Origin of the sequence: Wenyingzhuangia fucanilytica (genome assembly GCF_001697185.1) — a bacterium.
In the GTDB taxonomy this organism is placed as follows: domain Bacteria; phylum Bacteroidota; class Bacteroidia; order Flavobacteriales; family Flavobacteriaceae; genus Wenyingzhuangia; species Wenyingzhuangia fucanilytica.
This window is the reverse complement of record NZ_CP014224.1, coordinates 1186432-1207476: the sequence shown is the minus strand read 5'-3', so window position 1 is coordinate 1207476 and position 21045 is coordinate 1186432. Positions and strand designations below refer to the sequence as shown.

Below are 21045 nucleotides of genomic sequence, written 5' to 3'. Positions count from 1 at the left end.
AAAATGAAAACATATATATACCTATTATTACTAGCCTTACTAACAATTTCTTGTACAGAAGAAATTATAATAGATGAGCTAAACAATGTAGATCCAAAATTGGTTATTGAAGCTAATATAGACATTGACAAAAATGCTAACTCAAGACTACAAACCATAAAACTAACCCAAACAACTAGCTATTACAACCAAAGCTATCCTCAAGTTTTAGGGGCTAGTATTTCTATTACCGATGAAGATGGAAATTCTATGGGTACTTTTTTAGATATTAATCCTGGAGTTGATGAGTTTGAAGATGGAATATACACTTCTGATAATTTTGACAGACCAGAAATTGGAAAAACCTATTACCTTACTGTAATTGTGGATGGGGAGACATACACAGCACATGATACTTTTACCAGTATTTCAAAAATTAATTTTATAGATCAAAAAACAGTTACTTTCCCAGATGAAACAATTCAATTAAACATCAATGTTGAAAATGAAAAAGATGTAGATAATTACTACTTAAATAAAATTGAAACCCCTTATAGAATTATTCCTGAATACAGTGCTTTAGACGATCAAGAATACGATGATAGCGGTGAAGACAATCATTTTGATATTGCATATATTGATGACGAACTAGAAGCTAATATGAACATTGATATTACTCTATATGGGATTAGTAAAGGGTATAAAAACTATCTTGATAAAGTTTTAAGTTTAGCACAAGGATCAAACGGACCTTTTTCTACTGCACCAGCTTCGGTTAGAGGAAATATTTTAAACACTACCAACAAAGACAATTATGCCTTGGGATATTTTTCTGTCAATCAATACATCAAAGAAAGTTATATTGTAAAATAAAAACACTTAACATCGCCTATATTAAACCCTTCAAAAAAAACTTTTGTAGGGTTTTGTTTTTATATTTACATACTCTAAACATCAAAAATGGCAATTCATAAAACCACCGAACAAGATTCACTATATAGCAATTTGGAGAACATGTCAACAACCGAATTGGTTCAATACATCAATCAAGAAGATCAAAAAGTAGCATTGGCTATAAAAAAATGCTTACCAAATATTGAAAAACTTATTGATGCTGTTACCGAAAAATTAAAAAGCGGAGGAAGATTATTTTACATGGGAGCAGGTACTAGTGGCCGTTTGGGAATTTTAGATGCCTCTGAATGTCCTCCTACTTTTGGAGTTCCGCATGAATTAGTAGTTGGAATTATTGCAGGTGGAGATACCGCTATTAGAAAAGCGGTAGAAAATGCTGAAGATGATGATATGCAAGGTTGGATAGATTTATTAAATCATCATATCAATGAAAAGGATGTGGTTATTGGAATTGCCGCTTCTGGAACTACTCCATATGTTGTAAGTGCATTAGAGTCTTGTCAAAAAAACAATATCATTACCGGATGTATTACCATGAATACCAATACACCATTAGAAAAAGTATCTAATTTTCCTGTTGTAGTAACCGTAGGTCCTGAATTTGTAACAGGAAGTTCTAGAATGAAGGCTGGTACTGCTCAAAAAATGGTTTTAAACATGATTAGTACAGCTACCATGGTTCTTTTAGGAAAAGTAAAAGGTAATAAAATGGTAGACATGCAATTGTCTAATGACAAATTGGTAGACAGAGGAACTCAAATGCTTGTTGATGAACTACAAATATCATATTCAAAAGCAAAGGAATTACTTTTAACCCATGGTAGTGTAAGAAATGTAATTAACAACATAAACAATGAACAATAAAAAAAGTCATTTACAAAGGGGAATTAATATCATGGCAGCTGTATTGCCTTTATTAATCTTAAGCCCTGTACTTGTTAACATAGGGTTTAAAGCACTACAAAAAGATGGTATTTATGGCTTTTTAATTGTAGGAATTTTACTAGCCATAGCAACCATTATATTATTTGTGTTAGGAATAAGAGCTTTATTAAGCCACTTGTTTAAAGATTAGTACTTTAACACCTTTGGAGTTGTAGGATTTAATCCAAAACTATCATCTTTTAAAGTAACTCCTAAATGATGTAACATATACCCAATTGTTGCATAATGATGAATGGTATGGCTTTGTGCTTGAGCTAAAATTGCTCCTAAAGTAGAGTCAACAGTACAGCATCCATTACCTAAATCATCTACAACTTGTATAGTTCTACTCAAATCTGATTCCTCCAAATTTAATAAGTGTTGAACTATTGAATCTAAATATGCTGTTGCATAACTAGGAAAAGTCTCAACATTAATATTTCTTTCTCTTTTAGTTAAATCTACCCTTCCATTTTGATAACCTGAAAAAACACAATGAAACATATCTAAAATATGTCTCATATGCCCACCTATACTTGAGTAGTATGGCGGAATAGATTTATCACAATACTGTTCTTGGGAAATATCCACTAACAAACTTCTTCCTTTCTGTAAATTTTCAACTATTGTGTATATCATTAATCTTTTTTACTTAAACATATCAACTAATTAAGTCGTTTAAATATAAAAAATTAACTTAGGTTACCCTAATTTAATTTTTATTCATAAAAATTAATATCATTAAAACAAGAATAAATACTCAGACTTAACAATTAACTAATGTTAAAGGACATAATTTAACAAATCATTAAAAATCAACACATTCAGAAAAAAAACTTAACAAATACTATATTTATTTATAAATTTGTGACTATAAAAAACTAATAAACTATGGCTATTACTAAGAAATTTTTAAAGAGTAAACCAGTATGTAAAGTAACATTTTCAATTTCTGCTCCTGAAGCTACAGAAGTTGTATTAGTAGGTGACTTTAACGAATGGGACTCAACTACAACACCATTAAAAAAACTAAAAAACGGAACTTTTAAAGTTGTTGTTGATTTAGAAACAGAAAAATCATACGAGTACAAGTATATTTTAGATGGTGAATATGTAAATGATGATGAGCCTGAAGCATTGATTTTTAACGAATATGCAAATGCAGAAAACTCTTTAGTTGCATTATAAAAATAATCTAATATAAACCCCAATGCCTTTAACGTTGTTAAAGGCATTTTTTATATATTTAGTTTTCAAAAAAATATATAAAAATGGCAAATATCACATTAAAGAGCAACCCTATTACAACTATTGGTAATTTACCAGTTATTGGAACCAAAGCCCCTAATTTTACATTAAGAAACACTGATTTATCTGAAGTAAGTTTATCAGACTTTGAAGGTGAAAATTTAATCTTAAATATTTTTCCTAGTATTGATACAGGAACTTGTGCTACTTCTGTAAGAACATTTAACAAAAAAGCTTCTGAATTAGCAAATACAAAAGTTTTATGTATTTCTAAAGATTTACCTTTTGCTCATGCACGTTTTTGTGGTGCCGAAGGAATTGAAAATGTTTTAAGTTTATCTGATATTTCTGGAAACTTTGGAAAAGATTATGAAGTAACCTTTGCAGATGGGCCTTTAGAAGGTTTATTGTCTAGATCTATTGTAGTAATCAATACTCAAGGAGAAATCACCTATACTGAACAAGTAAGCGAAACGACTAGCGAACCTAATTACGAAGCTGCTTTAGCTGCCTTATAATAAAACTTTAAAGGCTTGCAATTGCAAGCCTTTTCTTTTAGTATGGAACAAAAAAAACAAAACTTTGTAATTAATAGAATTGAAAGTTTAAAATATGCATTTATTGGTGCTGTATATTTGATTAAAACTGAAAATGCAATTAAAGTACATTGTGTTAGTACAATATTACTAAGTCTATTAGGATATTTTACCAACATTACTAGAACCGAATGGATGTTACAGTTTTTAGCCATTGGACTAGTAATTAGTGTAGAAGCTTTAAACACTTCTATAGAAAAAATAGCAGATTTTATTCAACCAGATTTTGATAAAAAAATTGGGACTATAAAAGATGTTAGTGCTGGTGCTGTATTATTTGCAGGATTATTTGGAGCTGTAATAGTAGCCTTTATTTATATCCCTAAATTAATGCTTTTCCTATCTCAGTAATTCTGTATCTTTACCAAAAATTTACTGTTTTAAATGCCCAAAAAAAGCAACAAAAAAGTTACTACAAATACCAATCAAAAAGCAAAACTACAAGAATTTGTCAATAACAGACAAACACAAACCGTTTTTGGTTTATTCATGTTGCTTTTTGGTATTTTCTTATTTACTGCCTTTATCTCATTTTTCTTTACTTGGCAAGCAGATCAGTCAACTGTTCATCAATTAGGAGATAAAGCTGTTGAAGCACAAAATTTACTAGGAAAATTAGGAGCAAACCTAAGCTACTTTTTTATCTATAAAGGTTTTGGTATTGCTGCCATCATTATTCCTATTCTTTTATTTTTTACTGGATTATATATCTTATTAAAAATTCCAGTTAAAAAAATATTTAAATCGTGGAATTGGGGAATGTTAGGGTTAATTTGGACAGCTACAACTTTTGGTTTTTTTGCCAATCAAAATGCGCTAATTGCTGGTGTGGTTGGGGTTGAATTAAACAGCTACTTAATTCCTTACCTTGCTCCTTTTGGATTGATTATTTTAATCATTTTTGGTTATGCAACTTATTTTGTAATTCGTTTTAAAATTACTCCAGAAAGAATAAAAGGATGGTTCCCTAAAAAAGAAGAAATTCAAGAATTTAAAAATAGTTTTGCTTCTTCACGCTCAGAAGATGGTATTATCGAGTCCGAAGAAAACAATCAAGAAGAACCAAAAGATTTTATTGAAAACAATGTAGATGATGAAAAAGAAATCATCAAAGAAAAAATAATCTCTTTAGATGAATTTGAAGAAAAAGACGAAGAAGAAAAACCTACTTCTACTTTTGAAATGGCCATAAAAAATGTGAGCCCTACCATTCAAAATCATTCTAACATTACAACTGCTAAAGAAAAAGAAGCTTCTAAAGAAGAGCTTAAAATAGACATAGAACAAGTAACCAAAGAAGAAATTACTACTTCTAATTTATCAGATAAATTGGTAAAAGATTTTGGTGAATTTGACCCTACTTTAGATTTAGGAAATTATAAATTCCCAACACTAAACTTATTAAGAGAGTTTGATGATAGTATTTCTGTAGATGCTGGGGAGCTTGAAGCCAATAAAAATAAAATTGTTGATACTCTTAACAATTATAAAATTGGAATTGCACAAATTAAAGCAACTGTTGGTCCTACTATTACTTTGTATGAAATTGTACCAGAAGCAGGAATTAGAATTTCTAAAATTAAAAACTTAGAAGATGATATTGCTTTGTCTTTATCTGCTTTAGGAATTAGAATTATTGCCCCAATTCCAGGTAAAGGAACCATTGGTATAGAAGTTCCAAACCAAAAAGCAACAGTTGTTTCTATGAACTCTGTTATTGCTTCTAACAGATTTCAACAGTCTAAAATGGAATTGCCTATTGCTTTAGGTAAAACCATTGCTAACGAAACATTTATTTTCGATTTAGCCAAAGCTCCTCACCTATTAATGGCGGGTGCTACTGGTCAAGGAAAATCTGTAGGATTAAATGCAATTTTAACATCTTTATTATATAAAAAACATCCAGCAGAAATTAAGTTTGTATTGGTAGATCCTAAAAAAGTAGAATTGACTTTATTTAACAAAATAGAACGTCATTACTTAGCCAAATTACCAGATACAGATGATGCCATTATTACAGATACTACTAAAGTTATTCATACTTTAAACTCGTTGTGTATAGAAATGGACAATCGTTACGACTTGCTTAAAGATGCTATGGTGCGTAACATTAAAGAGTATAACGAAAAATTTAAAGCTCGTAAGTTAAATCCTAATGATGGTCATAAATTCTTACCATACATCGTATTGGTGATTGATGAATTTGCAGATTTAATTATGACAGCAGGTAAAGAAGTAGAAACTCCTATTGCTCGTTTGGCTCAATTGGCTCGTGCTATTGGAATTCACTTAATTGTGGCTACACAAAGACCTTCTGTAAATGTTATTACAGGGATTATTAAAGCCAATTTCCCATTGAGAATTGCTTTTAGAGTGACTTCTAAAATAGATTCTAGAACCATTTTAGATGCGCCAGGTGCCGATCAATTAATTGGACGTGGAGATTTATTAATTTCTAGTGGAAACGATTTAATTCGTGTACAATGTGCTTTTGTTGATACTCCTGAGGTAGAAAAAATTACCGATTTTATTGGTTCACAAAGAGCTTATCCAGAGGCTTATCAATTGCCTGAATATGTTGGAGAAGATGGAAGTGGTACAGAACTTGATATTGACATTGCCGATAGAGATAAATTATTTAGAGAAGCAGCAGAAACCATTGTAATTGCACAACAAGGATCGGCTTCATTATTACAACGTAAATTAAAATTAGGCTACAACAGAGCAGGAAGATTAATAGATCAATTAGAAGCAGCAGGAATTGTGGGTTCTTTTGAGGGAAGTAAAGCAAGACAAGTTTTAGTTACCGATTTAACTTCTTTAGATCAATTATTAGCCGATGAAAAAAACAATTAACATGAGAAAAAATATCATAATAGCTTTTACCCTATTCGTTAGTACTTTAGCTTTTTCACAAAACGCTCCTAAAGCTCAAGCTATTTTAGACAAAGTTTCTAGCGAACTAGAACAGTATAAAAACATTACTATTGAGTTTACGCATACTTTAGAAAACAAAGCAGTAAACATTAAACAAACTAGTAAAGGTTCTGCCGTTATACAAGGTGATAAATATGTATTAAACTACTTAAACAACATCATCCTTTTTGATGAAAAGAATAATTATGTTATTTCTCCAGAAAATGAAGAAGTAAACATCACACCATCATCAGACATTAGCGATGAAAGCATCACTCCTTCAAAATTATTAAGCTTTTATAAAAAAGGATACACTTATCAATTAGATAAAAAAGAAGGTAGCGTACAGTTCATTAAACTAACTCCAACTGAAAAATCAGAAGAGGTTTCGCATATATTATTAGGTGTAAACACACAAAATAATCAAATTACTTCTTTAACAGAAGTAGGAACTAATGGAACAGATACCAACTTTACCATTACTTCTTACAAAACAAATCAACAATTAGCACCTAATACTTTTGCTTTTAACAAAGCTAAATATGAATCATTAGGGTATTATATTAATGACTAACCCAACTTTTTGTTGAAAACCTTAGACAAATATTTAATTAAGAGCTTTTTAGTTCCCTTTTTAGCTTCATTCACCATCGTGATGTTTGTATTGGTAATGCAAGCTCTTTGGTTGGTTTTTGATGATATTGCAGGTAAAGGAATAGAACTTAGTATTATAGGAAAATTCCTTTGGTACATGTGTTTATTTGTTGCTCCACAGGCCTTACCTATATCTGTTCTATTATCTTCTATTATGACTTTAGGTAATTTGGGAGAAAACTATGAGTTTGCAGCAATTAAATCTGCCGGAATTTCATTTTTCAGGTTCTTAAGACCACTAATTGTTTGTGTTGGATTAATTACGGTAGCTAACTTTTTCTTAATCAACTACACCTATCCTTACGCCAGTTTAAAACAAAAGAATTTATTATTAAACATCAAAAAAACACAACCTACCATGGCTTTGGTAGAAGGTAGTTTTAATGATGAAATTCCTAATTATAGCATCAAATTTGCTAAAAAATATGGGGAGGAAAACAACTTATTAAAAGATGTTTTGATTATTGAAACCCAAGGAACTAAAGACGATCAAACAATCATCACAGCAAAAAGAGGAGAAATTACCACAGAGGAAGGAAGTAAGTACATGACCTTGATTTTAGATGATGGTTATTACTTTCAAGACCATAGTAATGATCAAAAAAAGCGTAGAGATAGGTTAAGAATGCCCTCTTCTATGGCTAAGTTTGATAAGTACACCGTAAATATTGATATTTCTGATTTAACTAGTAAAGATTTAGAAGAAGAAAAATATAAACATCACTACACCATGAAAAACATGGGACAGCTAGAAGCTAGTTCTGATAGTTTAAAATATTCTTACGATAAATTTATCGACACCAAATTTAAATCTATGCAGTCTAACATTTTGGTATCAGACATGTCTAAAAAAATAGACACTGTAAAAGCCAAAGAGTTACGTAAAAATATTTTAGACAATTTTCATACTAGAGAAAAAGTAAACATTTTAGAACAAGCATCTAGAACTGTTAAAAACAAAATCACCAACGTTCAAGGATATAAAGATTACTTTAAACGAAAGCGTAAAGATTTAAACAATCACGATTATCAATTTCATTATATCCTAACTAATTCTTTTTCATGCCTTTTGCTCTTTTTTGTAGGGGCTTCTTTAGGATCTATTATTAGAAAAGGAGGTTTTGGATTGCCTATGATTATGGCTATTATTATTTATGTAGCCTATCACTTTATCAATACATTTGGTAAAAACATAGCAGAAGAAAGTAAAATCAGTGCAATTTTAGGAGGATGGTCTGGAACATTAATCATGCTTCCATTGGCTTTTATTTTTACGATAAGTGCTGCTAAAGATATGGGATTCATTAAATTTGACGTAATTTTAACCCCGTTTAAGAAACTATTCAACAGACTTAAAAAAACAGATGAATAATACCGAAAATACTACCAAAATAAAGTTAGATTCAATACAAGAAGCCATTGAAGACATTAGAAATGGAAAAATGATTATTGTTGTTGATGATGAAGACAGAGAAAACGAAGGTGATTTTATTGCTGCTGCAGAAAAAGTAACTCCTGAAATGATTAACTTCATGGCTCAACACGGTCGTGGATTAATTTGTGCTCCTTTAATTGAAGAGCGTTGTGAGGAACTAGATTTAAACATGATGGTAGATAACAATACCGTTTTACACCATACTCAGTTTACCGTTTCTGTAGATTTAATTGGACAGGGATGTACAACTGGAATTTCTGCTCACGACAGAGCAAAAACCATTTATGCCTTAACACAAAACGAAACCAAACCTTCTGATTTAGGAAGACCTGGACATATTTTTCCATTAAAAGCAAAAGTAGGTGGAGTTTTAAGAAGAACTGGTCATACAGAAGCTAGTGTAGATTTAGCTCGTTTGGCAGGATTAAAACCAGCGGGAATTTTAGTAGAAATTTTAAATGAAGATGGTAGCATGGCTCGTTTGCCACGTTTAAGAGAAGTTGCCGATAAATTTGATTTAAAATTAATTTCTATTGAAGACTTGGTTTCTTACCGTATGCAACACGATTCTTTAATTAAAAAAATTGAAGATTTTGATATAGAAACTCGTTTTGGAACTTTTAGATTAAGAGCATTTAACCAAACAACAAACAATCAAATTCACTTAGCACTTACCAAAGGATCTTGGGGTAAAGATGAAGAAGTATTGTGTAAAGTAACTCCAAATGCTTTTGGTAACGACATCTTAAACACATTAACTACTGGTCCAGAAGACAAGTTGGCTAGAGTTTTTGATAAAATTAATAAAGAAGGAAGAGGAGCTGTAGTTTTTATTAACCAAGAGCAATTAACCTTTAACCTTAAAAAACGTCTTACAGACCTTAAAAACAAACAAAAAGGAATTGCGCCACAAGAACCAACTGTTAATCCTATGGATGAAAAAGATTTTGGTATTGGGGCACAAATTTTACACAATATTGATATTACCAAACTAAAACTTTTAACCAATTCTCCTGCAAAACAAAAACGTGTAGGAATTACAGGTTATGGTTTAGAAGTAGTAGACAGAATAAATTATTAAATAAAAAAAGCTGAGCAAATGCTCAGCTTTTTTTTATGCTTTTATATTGGTATTGGTATCAATTATTTTTATTTCTTTATTTTCAAACCAATAGGCTTCTTTACCTCCCCTTAAAAAAATATCATCTCCTTTTACTCTTAACCAACTCCCCTCTTTAATTCCTAATACAGGTATAGAAACAATTGACTGAAATTCTTTTATCCTAGTTTCTCTAGTTTCCCCTCTATGAGTAGAATTTGTATCCGCAGGAATAAAATGTGCATTAAAATTAAAAGGTACTATTCCTAATGTATTAAAACTTGGAGGTAATACTATAGGCATATCATTAGTAGTATGCATGGTTAAACCTGTTATATTAGATCCTGCACTAGTTCCTAAATAAGGGGTTCCTTGTACTATAACCTCTTTTAACAAGTCCCACAAATCAAATTCATATAACTTACTTACTAATAAAAAAGTGTTTCCTCCTCCTACAAAAATTCCTTTTGCATTCTTAATAGCTGTTTTAGCATCTTTAAACTCATGAATCCCTTTTACTTCTATTCCTAAAGTACTAACCGCCTCTTGTACAGCATCGGTATAATCATCATAACTAATACCACTAGGTTGTGCATAAGGAATAAATAAAATCTCTTCCACATCCTTATACAGTTTATCTACAGTAGGTAATAAATATTCTAAATATCCAGATCCATGTACACTTCCTGAACTAGCCAATACTAAGTTTTTCATAACATCATAGGTTTAGGTTAAAGATAAACAAGTTGTATATAAAAAGAAAACGACAACCGAAGTTGCCGTTTATTTATTTCTTTTTAGCTTTTACCATAAAGTAAATCCCTATAATAATCAAAGGGATACTTAAAAGTTGTCCTGTATTTAATGCCCAACTGGCTCTATCATCAACCTGTGCTTCTTTAAAAAATTCAACCACAAAACGAACAGACCATAACAAAGCGAAAAAAGTTCCGAATAACAATCCTTGTTTTTGTGCCGCATCTGTTTTCCAGTACATATAGAACAAAATTCCAAAGACCAATAAATATCCAAATCCTTCGTATAATTGTGTTGGGTGTCTAGGAAAATTTTCTCCTAATTGCGCAAATATAAGTCCGTAATTAGTTCCAGTAGCATGACCTATAATTTCTGAATTCATCAAGTTTCCTAAACGAATAAACAATCCTGCAATGGCCACGGTAATCCCAACCCTATCTAAAATGTACAACAAAGGTTTATGCATTACTTTTTTAGAAAAATACCATAAAGAGGCAATAATTCCGATAGCTGCCCCATGACTCGCCAATCCTGCAAAACCAGTAAATTTAAATGTTGGCTGAAACTTAAATGGCAATAATATTTCTTCTGGATGTTGACTAAAATAAGCCCAATCATAAAAGAAAACATGTCCTAATCTTGCTCCTAAAATGGTAGCAAAAACCACGTACATCAATAATTTATCTAACTTTTCTAACTCAACTTTTTCATGAATAAAAATTCTTTTCATGATTTGATATCCTAAAGCAAAGGCTATCACAAACATTAAGCTATAATACCTTATAACAAAAAAACCTAGATCTATTCCCAATGCTGGATCCCAAGTAATGGCTAATACATTCATAATTTATTTTTTATTTTTTTTTGGGGCACAGGATCATATCCACTTCCTCCCCACGGATGACAACTAGCAATTCTTTTTATAGCCAACCATCCACCATAAATAATGCCATGCTTTTGCAAAGCTTCTATACTATAACTTGAACAAGTGGGCTGATATCTACACGTGGCAGGTGTAAAAGGAGAAATAGCTCCTTGATAAAACCTTATCAATAGGATAAATGGAAATACCAATATGTTTTTCAATTTATCCATTTTATATTATTCTACAATAAAAGTAGTTCCTTCTTTACCATCTTTTAACTGTATTCCTAAAGCTTTTAATTCATCACGAATCAAATCACTCATAGCCCAGTCTTTATTGTCTCTAGCCTGCTTACGCATACCTATTAACATATTTACTACTCCTTCTAACTTATCAGAACCTTGGGAAGAAGTTTCGGTTACCAAACCTAACACATCAAAAACAAAAGCGTGTAAAGCATTTGTAAATAAATCTAAATCTTCTTGTGTTAAACTGGCTTTTCCTTCTTTTAAAAGATTGATATTCTTAACTGCTTCAAATAAGTTTGAAATTAAAATAGGCGTATTAAAATCATCATTCATAGCATCATAACACTGCTGCTTCCAAGTAATCACATCTAAAGTAGATGTTTTAGCTCCTTTTATATTTGATAAATTTTTAAGTGCCTCTAATAATTTATTGTATCCTTTTTCTGAAGCTTCTAAAGCATCGCTAGAAAAATCTAAAATACTACGGTAATGAGCTTGCATCATAAAGAAACGAACCACAGCTGGTGAAAACGGTTTTGATAAAATATTGTTTTCTCCACTAAAAATTTCTCCAGGTAAAATATTATTTCCTGTAGACTTAGACATTTTTTGTCCGTTCATTGTTAACATATTGGCATGCATCCAATAATTTACTGGATTATGACCATTACAAGCTTCTGCTTGAGCAATTTCACATTCGTGATGAGGGAACTTTAAATCCATTCCTCCACCGTGAATATCAAACTTTTCTCCTAAATATTTTGTACTCATAGCAGTACACTCTAAATGCCAACCTGGAAAACCAATTCCCCATGGAGAAGGCCAACGCATAATATGTTGCGGACTCGCTTTTTTCCACAATGCAAAATCTTGAGGGTTTTTCTTTTCGGATTGTCCATCTAAAACACGAGTATTGTGAATGGCTTCTTCTATCTTTCTACCTGATAGCACCCCATAGGTTTTACTTTCGTTATATTTTAGCACATCAAAATAAACAGATCCGTTTACTTCATAAGCCAAACCTTTGTCTAGAATATCTTTAATAATTTCTATCTGCTCAATTATATGTCCTGTTGCAGTAGGTTCTATACTTGGCGGTAAATTATTTAATTGCTGTAAAATATGATGAAAATCCAAGGTATAACGCTGTACAACTTCCATTGGTTCTATCTTTTCTACACGTGCTTTTTTAGCAATTTTATCTTCCCCTTCATCTGCATCATCTTCCATGTGACCAGCATCCGTAATATTTCTTACATAACGAACCTTATACCCCAAGTGCTGTAAGTATCTAAAAACCATATCAAAACTCATAAAGGTTCTAACATTTCCTAAATGCACATTGCTGTATACGGTTGGACCACAAACATACATTCCTACATTTCCTTCTGTTACCGAAGTAAATATTTCTTTTGTTTTGTTAATTGAGTTATATACTTTTAAAGGCTGATCTTGAAATAAGCTCATGGAATACTTTTTAATTTTAAAAGCGTAAAGATAAACTTTCTGCTTTGAATATAGTAACAAGAAAAAGCCCAATTAAGAAAATCTTAATTGGGCTTTTTATATTAATTAATGGTGAAAATTACTTCACAATCTCTAATAATTCAACTTCAAATACCAATGGCATATAAGGCTCAATCACTCCTCCTTGAGGTGCATTTGCTCCATAAGCTAATTCTTGAGGTACAAAAAACTTGTATTTAGCTCCTACAGACATTAACTGTACACCTTCTGTCCATCCTTTGATTACTCTATTTAATGGGAATTCAGCTGGAGTACCTCTATCTACAGAACTATCAAAAACTTTACCATCAGGTGTAGTTCCGTGATAGTGAACTTTTACAGTACTTGTTTCAGTTGGCTTTTCTCCTTCACCTTCTTCTTCAATAATGTATTGTAAACCACTTTCTGTTACAATAACTCCTTCTTTACTTTTATTTGCTTCTAAAAAAGCTTCACCTTTTTCTTTAGCTCCAGCACTTCTTTCTTCTGCTATTTTTTTAGTATAAGCAATTAAGATTGGTGCTAATTCTTGTTGAGATAACAAAGTTTTAGCTGTATCTTGAGATTCTTGTAATGCTTGGTTAAATACATCAAGATCTAAGTTTTTAAAGTCTTCACTTACTTTAAAGTTTAAGTTAACATATGCACCTAATGCATAACTAACTGAATCCATTTCAGTTGCTAATGTTGTTTTTCTTGCTGCTTGTTGGTTACAAGACACCATTCCTGTAACTGCTAATCCTAAAGCTAATCCTTTAATGATATTCATTTTCTTATTATTTATTAATTTTTAAAAGTTTAATTTTTACTACTATAGGTGTGTTAGCACCTATTTTTTTAGCATCACCACTAAATCCGTGGGCTACAAATGAACTAAAAATAAATTTAAATTCCTCATCTTCTTGCATTAATTTAAGCCCCTCTTCTATTCCTTTTATCTCATTTGATTTTCCAACCTCTATAGTTTCTTCTATCTCACTGTAAATCAACTCGTTTTTTAAATTATAAACCGTCTTAACATAAGTTACTACAGAACTTTTCTGTACCTTATTTTTAAGTTGATTTGAGCTTTTTATGACCGCATAAACAAAACCATAAGGAGATTGGGTATAGCTTAACAAAGAATCTTTTTTAATATATTCATTAATTTTATTCTCCTCTAGCTCCTTAATTTTTTGATTTAAAGCAATAGAATATTCATATTTTGATGATGAATTCTTTTTATTAATAGGTCTTCTTGCATTATCGTGATTACACGAAACAAAAAGTATTCCAAAAATAAATAGCCAACTATATTTCATAAGAAACCAACAATTCTTGTTTGTAATTAGGAACAATAGACACAAATTTATCTACAGTATCTTGTAAGCTTATTACAGATCTTCCTCCTGCTGCATTATCATGTCCACCTCCATCAAAATGATTTCTTGCAAATTGATTTACCGAAAATTTTCCTTTTGATCTAAAAGATATTTTTACAATTCCTTGATCTGTATCTTCTATAAAAATAGCTGCCAATACAACCCCTTTTAAAGACAAAGCATAATTTACAACTCCTTCTGTATCTCCTCGAGTATAATTGTATTGTTTTAATTCTTCTTGAGATAAAGTTATATATGCTGTATTACAATCTTCTATCACCTGTAAATTGGTCAATGATTTTCCTAATAACTGCAATCTACTATAAGAATTATTAGCAAACACTTGATTGTGGATATCAGCATTTTTAACACCTTTATCAATTAAATCGGCAATAATTCTATGGGTAGTACTTGTGGTTGATGGAAAACGAAAAGATCCAGTATCTGTCATAATTCCAGTATAAATACTCGTGGCAATATCTTCATCAATTAAATCTGTTTGCCCAAGTGCATCTATATAATGATATACCATTTGGCAAGTAGAACAAATTGAAGTGTCAGAATAAGTGACCATGGCAATATCATCTGGTTGTTGATGATGATCTATCATGATAAAATCTCCTTTAAAAGCTTCTAAACCATTTTGCATGTCATCACCTACTCTATGCAACGCATTAAAGTCTAATAAAAAAATGACATCAGCCTCGTTAATTGCTCTTTTTGATTGTATGTTTTGCAAGTCATATCTATAAACATCATCTGCTCCAGGCATCCATGCTATAAAATCTGGTATTCCATTAGGTAGTACCACTTGTACTTGATGTCCTAACTTTTTATAAAACATTGCCATTGCTGTTGTAGAGCCAACTGCGTCACCATCAGGGTTTTTGTGAGCCACAAAAACAATCTTCTTAGGCTCTTTAAAGTACGTTTTTAAAACGCTTATATCATTTGCATTCATAAGCTGCTAAAATACAATTAAAAATGAGGATGCAAAGCTGCTTATTTTTTTTGAAAAAAGTATCTTAGCACCGTAAAACTCATCAACAAAACATTAACATGGGAAACAACAGAACTTTTACAATGATTAAGCCCGATGCATTTGCAAAAGGAAATACAGGGGCTATTATTCAGAAAATAACCAACTCTGGATTTAAAATTGTAGCCTTAAAATTAACCAAACTTAGCCCCGAAAGAGCAGCTGAGTTTTATGCAATTCATAAAGACAAAAGTTTTTATAACAACCTTATTGAATTTATGATTAGCGGTCCTATCATTGCAGCTGTTTTAGAAAAGAAAAATGCTGTAGATGATTTTAGAGCTTTAATTGGAGCTACAAACCCTGAAGATGCTGCTGAAGGTACTATAAGAAACTTATATGCTACCAATGTAACCAACAACGCCATTCATGGTTCTGATAGCGATGAAAATGCTGCTATTGAAATTGCTTTTCACTTTAAAGAAGAGGAGATTGTAACTTACTAGTGTCTACGGTAACCTCCACCTCTTCTTTCGCCACCTCTACTACCTCTTTTTCCTTTGGTTCTATCACCTAAGGTGTTAAACTTCCAACTAAAGCCAAGCATAAAGTATTGTTTTAACACAGTACTTTGTGAATCTTGTATGTAGTTTTGATTAACAGTTCTTCTTACGTTTGTGTTTTGATTTAACAAATCATAGGCTTTAAGAGATATTAATCCTTTGTCTTTTAACACAGCATAAGAAACTGTCATGTTCCAAAACCAAGAACTTTTTTGGAAACCATCTGCTACATTTGGATTGTAATTATAACTTACTGAATTACTCCATTCCAATCCTTTAGGAACCATAGTTGTTGTATTGATATCTACTCTATGAGCAGTTATGTTTCTATCGATTAAAGATTCTAAATTGTATTGAGTATTTGAGTATGACAAAGTATATCTTGACTCTAAATCCATTATATCTCTCCACTCATATCTTAAGCCCATATTAGGATTAATAGAAAGTCCTTTACTTATATATAGAACATCATTGTTATAATTTACGGTTCTATTATATCCTGGCCCTGCTCCTAACCTAACATTTAATGAAGATAAATCTGTGAATTGAAACTTTTTACTAGCACCAATTCCTGCAGATACATTATAATTTCCGTCTACATTCTCATAAGTCGTTCTTCTATCTCCATCAGCAGCATCAATAGTTACTTTAGAAACCACTTGATCATAAGTTAAGTTTCCATTAGCATATCCATAAAATCCTGTTCTTTTTTGAAAATCAAAATTGTTAAAAAACAGATTAAAATTATGATTCTTTTCTGGTCTTAAATCTGGGTTACCCACTACAATATTGTTATTAGAACTTACATCTTCAAAAGCTTGTAAATTAGACAAACTAGGTGGATTGTTTCTAAGATTGTAACGAAGGTTAAAAGAAGATTTATTGCTAAAGGGATATCTAAAACTAAGGTTTTGTTCAAAATTATTAAACTGTCTTTTTAAACTAAAAACAGGTCTTAAATCATCTACATTCTCTAAAGTTCTAAAACGATAGGCTCCATTATATCTTAATCTAATTTTTTCTGTAGAATAATTTAATCCCATTTGAGGTACATGACTTTTATCTGTATTGGTATAATCCGTACTTAAATTATTTACAAAATCTTTACTATAATCTTGAGTATTAGTATCAAAAGCATATGTTTTTTCGTCTGAAGTATTTTTATCCGTATTAAAAGAATAGCTAAAATCTACATACAACTTTTTAGAAAGTATAGGTAATCTATAAGTAAGTGATGTTTCTATATCTTGTGAAGTATTTGCAATGGCAGAATATAAATCTCTATTAAAATTTTTAGAAGGATTGTTAGCTACCACACGTTGCTGTAGTAAATAATCATCTCTATTTAAATTACTTACACTTACATCTAATCCAACTCTAAAAAAACCTCCTCTAGATCCATATTTTCTAGTTACATCAATATCTGTACTTGCACTTCTATTATCACTTGCAACATTAGAAGATGAATTGGCATTGTTTATTTCATTTCCATTTTCATCATAAATGACCTGATCACTTTCAGAAACAGTTCTACTTTTAGAAAATCTAAAAGAAGGCGAAATATTAATTAACCAAGTAGAATCTTTTTTAATATCCACTTCAAAATTAGCTGAATGATTGTCGTTGGTTGTAGCAGATTTACCTTTTGAAGAAGTAAAGTTGCTAAAAGTATCGTACATATCTTCTCTTTCTGATGAAGATTCGTTTTCAGAATCACTACTAGAATAAAAGTAATTAGAAGTAAATTCTATATCTTCTCCATAATCATCGGCATAATTTAACCCTACATTGTCCGAAGTTACAATACCTTGACCTCCTCCAAAATTTCTTGAATTTACACTTCCACCAAACATTTCTCTAATTTCTCCAAAACTAAATCCTGGAGAATTCACATTGTTTCCTCCTAGTAAAGCACTAAACTTTTGGTCATTATCAAAACTATTGTACATACCTGCATACTCATACCTTCCATCTGTTCCAATCCCTGCTGCAGTTCTACCAAATACTCCTTTATTATTTTCTTTTTTAATAACAAGGTTTACCGTTTTATTTTCACCATCACTATCTTCGCCTGTAAATGCTTGTGATTTTGTTTTAGTATCTAATACTTGAATTTTTTCAATAATATCTTTAGGAAAATTTCTTGTTGCTATTGTAGGATCGTTTCCAAAGAAAGGTTTTCCGTTAATCAATACTTTATTTACAGGTTTACCATTAATTGTTATATTTCCTTCGGCATCTACTTCTGCCCCTGGTAAAACCTTTATAAGATCTTCTACATTAGCATCTTTTTTTGTTTTAAAAGATTTTGCATTAAACTCTATGGTATCTTTTTTTATAGTAATTGGTGGTGATAATTTAAGAACTACCTCATTTAATTCGTTCGCATCTGGTTTAAGCATTATATCTTTTAAATCGATAATTGCCTCTTTTTTTAAATCTAAATCTTTGTGATATGATTTAAACCCTACATAGGTAATATTAAAGTTTAGTGCTGCATCTTTTGTATCTCCCTCTAAAGAAAACTTTCCTTTAGCATCTGTAATAGTATAGGTAACAACTGTACTATCTTTTTTACGTTCTAAATAAACAGTAGCAGATTCTAACGGTAATTTATCATCATTAGAAATTAAAGTTCCTGATATCTCAAATCCAATCGATTGTGCATTAACCTGCTGAACAAATATAATAGAGATAATTAAAAAGATATATTTCATAGTATTACTTGGTTTCTAGTGCAATTTTTCTGTGAACAGTACTAAGACTCAACAAAACATAGATAGTTTAATCTCCTTAAATATTTTTTTGATAAGTTTTATAAAGTTGATTTCAAAAAACAGAGCATCAATTTCCCTAAAAATAATTTTATAAAAAAAAACACCATTCACTAATAATGAATGGTGTTTTAATAACTGAAAAGTTGTCGGGGTGGCAGGATTCGAACCTGCGACCTCCTCGTCCCAAACGAGGCGCGATGACCGGGCTACGCTACACCCCGATTGGTCATCAAAAAAAAACACCAAATAAATGGTGTCTTAGAGCGAAAGACCGGGTTCGAACCGGCGACATTCAGCTTGGAAGGCTGACGCTCTACCAACTGAGCTACTTTCGCGTAATTAAATATATTTGGTAGTTTAAAAAAAACTTAGAGCGAAAGACCGGGTTCGAACCGGCGACATTCAGCTTGGAAGGCTGACGCTCTACCAACTGAGCTACTTTCGCATACTGTAAATATACTTAATTATTTTAAAAAAATTAGAGCGAAAGACCGGGTTCGAACCGGCGACATTCAGCTTGGAAGGCTGACGCTCTACCAACTGAGCTACTTTCGCTTATTTTTTTATTTGGTAATCATCTTGTTAAAAGAACTTTTGTAGCGAAGACGGGAGTTGAACCCGTGACCTCAGGGTTATGAATCCTGCGCTCTAACCAACTGAGCTACCTCGCCATTGCGGATGCAAATATAAAGCATAACTCTGTTATGGCAAAACAAAAAATTAACTTTTTTTAAGCATTTTTATACTCTATTTAATATCAATTTGTTAGAACTGAAAAAAAATTTAGTTATGCTTCTTCTGAGGCTCTTTCTAGTAGTTTTTGGTTAAATTCTTTACTGTTTGTTTTAATCCCAAGTTGCTTTAAATTCTCAACTTTTACTATTAGGTTCCCCCTACCTGTTAATTTTTTCATGGTAGTATCATAAGTACCTTCAACAGTTTTTAATTGTTTACCTAATTTTATTAGTTCTTCGGTTAGTGATACAAACTGCTCATACAAACGTGTTGCCTGTGTAGCAATTTCTAAAGCATTTTTTTGTTGCTTTTCATTTTTCCACATACTTTCTATGGTACGCAAAGTAGCTAACAGTGTACTTGGAGTAACAATAACAATATTTTTAGCAAACGCTTTGTTATATAATTCAGCATCTTGTTCTAAAGCCAATGCAAATGCAGGTTCTATAGGTATAAACATCAAAACAAAATCTGGTGATTCTATTTGATATAATTCAGAATATTTCTTTGCACTTAATTGTTCAATATGTCTATTTAGCGACAATAAGTGTTCTTTAACATATTGTGTTCTTTCTGATTCTTCCTCAGAACTGACTAATTTTTCATAAGCTGTTAATGTTACTTTAGAATCTACAATCATTTTACGATTGTCTGGTAAATTAATAATCACATCGGGTCTTAAACGAGTTTTAGATTCCATATTGGTATCAAAACTCTTCTCTAATTCATATTCTCTACCTTTTTCTAAGCCAGACTTTTCTAGCACACGCTCCAAAATCATTTCTCCCCAATTTCCTTGGGTTTTGCTATCTCCTTTTAATGCTTTTGTTAAATTCTCAGCATCTTTACTCATCTTATTGTTTAAGTCCTTTAAACTTTCTATTTGCTGTCTTAAACCTGAGTTTCTATCAATACTTTCTTTATTAGTGTCTTCGACCTTTTTTTCGAATGATTGAATTTTTTCTTGAAGTGGTTTTAAAATATCATTAATATTCTTTTGATTTTGATCTGAGAACGTTTTAGATTTTTCTTCTAAAATTTTATTCGCCAAATTTTCAAACTCTTTGGTAAACTTTTCCTGTAACTTTTCAATTTCAGCTTTGTTTTCTCTCAAATCTGTAGAAAGTTCTTCTGTTTTGGCATTTGCTCTTTCTAGAGTAACAGCCAAAACTTCTTTTTCTTTAGTAAGTTCTGATAACTGCTCTTCCTTTTGATGACGAAGTTGCTCTAAATCAATCTTAGCATTTTCAGCTATTTTTTCCTGCTCTTTTTTACTATCTAACAAAGATTGTTCTAACCTAGCTATATTTTCTTTAGCACTATTTTGCTGATATTCTATTTCTTTTTGTAATAAATTGATTTGCTCATTAGTTGATGCTAAATCTTTTTCGGCCTGTAAAGCACTAATTTTTTTAGCCACAGCAAAACCAATAGCTGCACCAATCAAAAGACTTAACAATACATATATCATTTCCATAAAAAAGAGTTT

At 31.2% G+C, this 21045-nt stretch carries 21 protein-coding genes and 5 tRNA genes; 11 read left to right on the top strand and 15 right to left on the bottom strand.

Features of this window, described 5'->3' with window-relative positions; genetic code table 11:
- The first annotated feature begins 3 nt into the window (after positions 1-3).
- From AXE80_RS05050 to AXE80_RS05040, 3 genes are all read left to right on the top strand, one after another.
- Entirely contained in the window at positions 4-852 is an 849-nt protein-coding gene (locus tag AXE80_RS05050; protein ID WP_068825041.1) for a DUF4249 family protein, read from the top strand.
- A gap of 87 nt (positions 853-939) precedes the next feature.
- A complete protein-coding gene (gene murQ, locus AXE80_RS05045; protein ID WP_068825039.1) occupies positions 940-1758 on the top strand; it encodes an N-acetylmuramic acid 6-phosphate etherase in 819 nt (272 codons plus the stop codon).
- Complete coding sequence (locus AXE80_RS05040) at positions 1748-1969, top strand: DUF6095 family protein (RefSeq protein WP_068825037.1); 222 nt, start codon at positions 1748-1750, stop codon at positions 1967-1969. Before murQ ends, AXE80_RS05040 begins: the two co-directional genes overlap by 11 nt.
- On the opposite strand, the gene AXE80_RS05035 is transcribed toward AXE80_RS05040, so the two are convergent.
- Positions 1966-2457, bottom strand: coding sequence for a DinB family protein (locus AXE80_RS05035; protein WP_068825035.1), 492 nt, complete (start codon positions 2455-2457; stop codon positions 1966-1968). The two genes, AXE80_RS05040 and AXE80_RS05035, sit on opposite strands and share 4 nt — an antisense overlap.
- Positions 2458-2709: 252 nt before the next feature.
- On the opposite strand from AXE80_RS05035, the gene AXE80_RS05030 reads away from it, so the two are divergent.
- The 7 genes from AXE80_RS05030 to ribB all read left to right on the top strand — a co-directional run bounded on the left by AXE80_RS05030 (position 2710) and on the right by ribB (position 9748).
- Entirely contained in the window at positions 2710-3006 is a 297-nt protein-coding gene (locus tag AXE80_RS05030) for an isoamylase early set domain-containing protein (protein ID WP_068825031.1), read from the top strand.
- Between the two features lie 83 nt (positions 3007-3089).
- Positions 3090-3584 carry a thiol peroxidase gene (gene tpx, locus AXE80_RS05025; protein WP_068825029.1) on the top strand — a complete coding sequence of 165 codons (495 nt, stop codon included), beginning with the start codon at positions 3090-3092 and terminating at the stop codon, positions 3582-3584.
- Between the two features lie 15 nt (positions 3585-3599).
- Positions 3600-4013, top strand: a complete 414-nt coding sequence (locus AXE80_RS05020) for a diacylglycerol kinase (protein ID WP_335673667.1) — start codon at positions 3600-3602, stop codon at positions 4011-4013.
- 33 nt (positions 4014-4046) lie between these two features.
- Complete coding sequence (locus AXE80_RS05015; RefSeq protein WP_068825025.1) at positions 4047-6518, top strand: FtsK/SpoIIIE family DNA translocase; 2472 nt, start codon at positions 4047-4049, stop codon at positions 6516-6518.
- Between the two features lies 1 nt (position 6519).
- Positions 6520-7152, top strand: coding sequence for an outer membrane lipoprotein periplasmic chaperone LolA1 (lolA1, locus tag AXE80_RS05010; RefSeq protein WP_068828686.1), 633 nt, complete (start codon positions 6520-6522; stop codon positions 7150-7152).
- Between the two features lie 12 nt (positions 7153-7164).
- The gene (locus AXE80_RS05005; protein ID WP_068825023.1) at positions 7165-8604 is read left to right on the top strand and encodes an LptF/LptG family permease; all 1440 of its coding nucleotides are present in this window, start codon (positions 7165-7167) and stop codon (positions 8602-8604) included.
- Positions 8597-9748, top strand: coding sequence for a 3,4-dihydroxy-2-butanone-4-phosphate synthase (gene ribB, locus AXE80_RS05000; protein ID WP_068825021.1), 1152 nt, complete (start codon positions 8597-8599; stop codon positions 9746-9748). The genes AXE80_RS05005 and ribB overlap by 8 nt, the downstream gene beginning before the upstream one ends.
- 33 nt (positions 9749-9781) lie before the next feature.
- On the opposite strand, the gene pepE is transcribed toward ribB, so the two are convergent.
- From pepE to AXE80_RS04965, 7 genes are all read right to left on the bottom strand, one after another.
- Entirely contained in the window at positions 9782-10480 is a 699-nt protein-coding gene (gene pepE, locus AXE80_RS04995) for a dipeptidase PepE (protein ID WP_068825019.1), read from the bottom strand.
- Between the two features lie 73 nt (positions 10481-10553).
- Positions 10554-11366 carry a prolipoprotein diacylglyceryl transferase gene (gene lgt / locus AXE80_RS04990; RefSeq protein WP_068825017.1) on the bottom strand — a complete coding sequence of 271 codons (813 nt, stop codon included), beginning with the start codon at positions 11364-11366 and terminating at the stop codon, positions 10554-10556.
- Positions 11363-11617, bottom strand: a complete 255-nt coding sequence (yidD, locus tag AXE80_RS04985) for a membrane protein insertion efficiency factor YidD (protein WP_068825015.1) — start codon at positions 11615-11617, stop codon at positions 11363-11365. Before yidD ends, lgt begins: the two co-directional genes overlap by 4 nt.
- A 6-nt stretch (positions 11618-11623) precedes the next feature.
- Positions 11624-13102, bottom strand: a complete 1479-nt coding sequence (cysS, locus tag AXE80_RS04980; protein ID WP_068825013.1) for a cysteine--tRNA ligase — start codon at positions 13100-13102, stop codon at positions 11624-11626.
- A 118-nt stretch (positions 13103-13220) separates the two neighbouring features.
- Complete coding sequence (locus AXE80_RS04975) at positions 13221-13910, bottom strand: FKBP-type peptidyl-prolyl cis-trans isomerase (protein ID WP_068825011.1); 690 nt, start codon at positions 13908-13910, stop codon at positions 13221-13223.
- Between the two features lie 7 nt (positions 13911-13917).
- Positions 13918-14442: an FKBP-type peptidyl-prolyl cis-trans isomerase gene (locus AXE80_RS04970; RefSeq protein ID WP_068825009.1), complete on the bottom strand. Its 525-nt coding sequence runs from the start codon at positions 14440-14442 to the stop codon at positions 13918-13920.
- Positions 14432-15463: a DHH family phosphoesterase gene (locus tag AXE80_RS04965; RefSeq protein ID WP_068825006.1), complete on the bottom strand. Its 1032-nt coding sequence runs from the start codon at positions 15461-15463 to the stop codon at positions 14432-14434. Before AXE80_RS04965 ends, AXE80_RS04970 begins: the two co-directional genes overlap by 11 nt.
- A 98-nt stretch (positions 15464-15561) precedes the next feature.
- Here AXE80_RS04965 and AXE80_RS04960 point away from each other — a divergent pair, with 98 nt between their 5' ends.
- Positions 15562-15987, top strand: a complete 426-nt coding sequence (locus AXE80_RS04960; protein ID WP_068825004.1) for a nucleoside-diphosphate kinase — start codon at positions 15562-15564, stop codon at positions 15985-15987.
- On the opposite strand, the gene AXE80_RS04955 is transcribed toward AXE80_RS04960, so the two are convergent.
- The 7 genes from AXE80_RS04955 to AXE80_RS04925 form a co-directional block, all read right to left on the bottom strand.
- The gene (locus AXE80_RS04955) at positions 15984-18761 is read right to left on the bottom strand and encodes an outer membrane beta-barrel protein (protein WP_068825003.1); all 2778 of its coding nucleotides are present in this window, start codon (positions 18759-18761) and stop codon (positions 15984-15986) included. The genes AXE80_RS04960 and AXE80_RS04955 overlap by 4 nt on opposite strands.
- A 206-nt stretch (positions 18762-18967) precedes the next feature.
- Positions 18968-19042: transfer RNA gene (locus AXE80_RS04950), tRNA-Pro, on the bottom strand.
- Between the two features lie 41 nt (positions 19043-19083).
- Positions 19084-19156 (bottom strand) — tRNA-Gly (locus tag AXE80_RS04945).
- Positions 19157-19193: 37 nt separating this feature from the next.
- Positions 19194-19266: transfer RNA gene (locus tag AXE80_RS04940), tRNA-Gly, on the bottom strand.
- Positions 19267-19303: 37 nt separating this feature from the next.
- Positions 19304-19376: transfer RNA gene (locus AXE80_RS04935), tRNA-Gly, on the bottom strand.
- Positions 19377-19418: 42 nt separating this feature from the next.
- A tRNA-Met gene (locus AXE80_RS04930) sits at positions 19419-19492 on the bottom strand.
- Positions 19493-19608: 116 nt separating this feature from the next.
- Positions 19609-21033, bottom strand: a complete 1425-nt coding sequence (locus AXE80_RS04925; protein ID WP_068825001.1) for a DNA recombination protein RmuC — start codon at positions 21031-21033, stop codon at positions 19609-19611.
- Between the last annotated feature and the right edge of the window lie 12 nt (positions 21034-21045).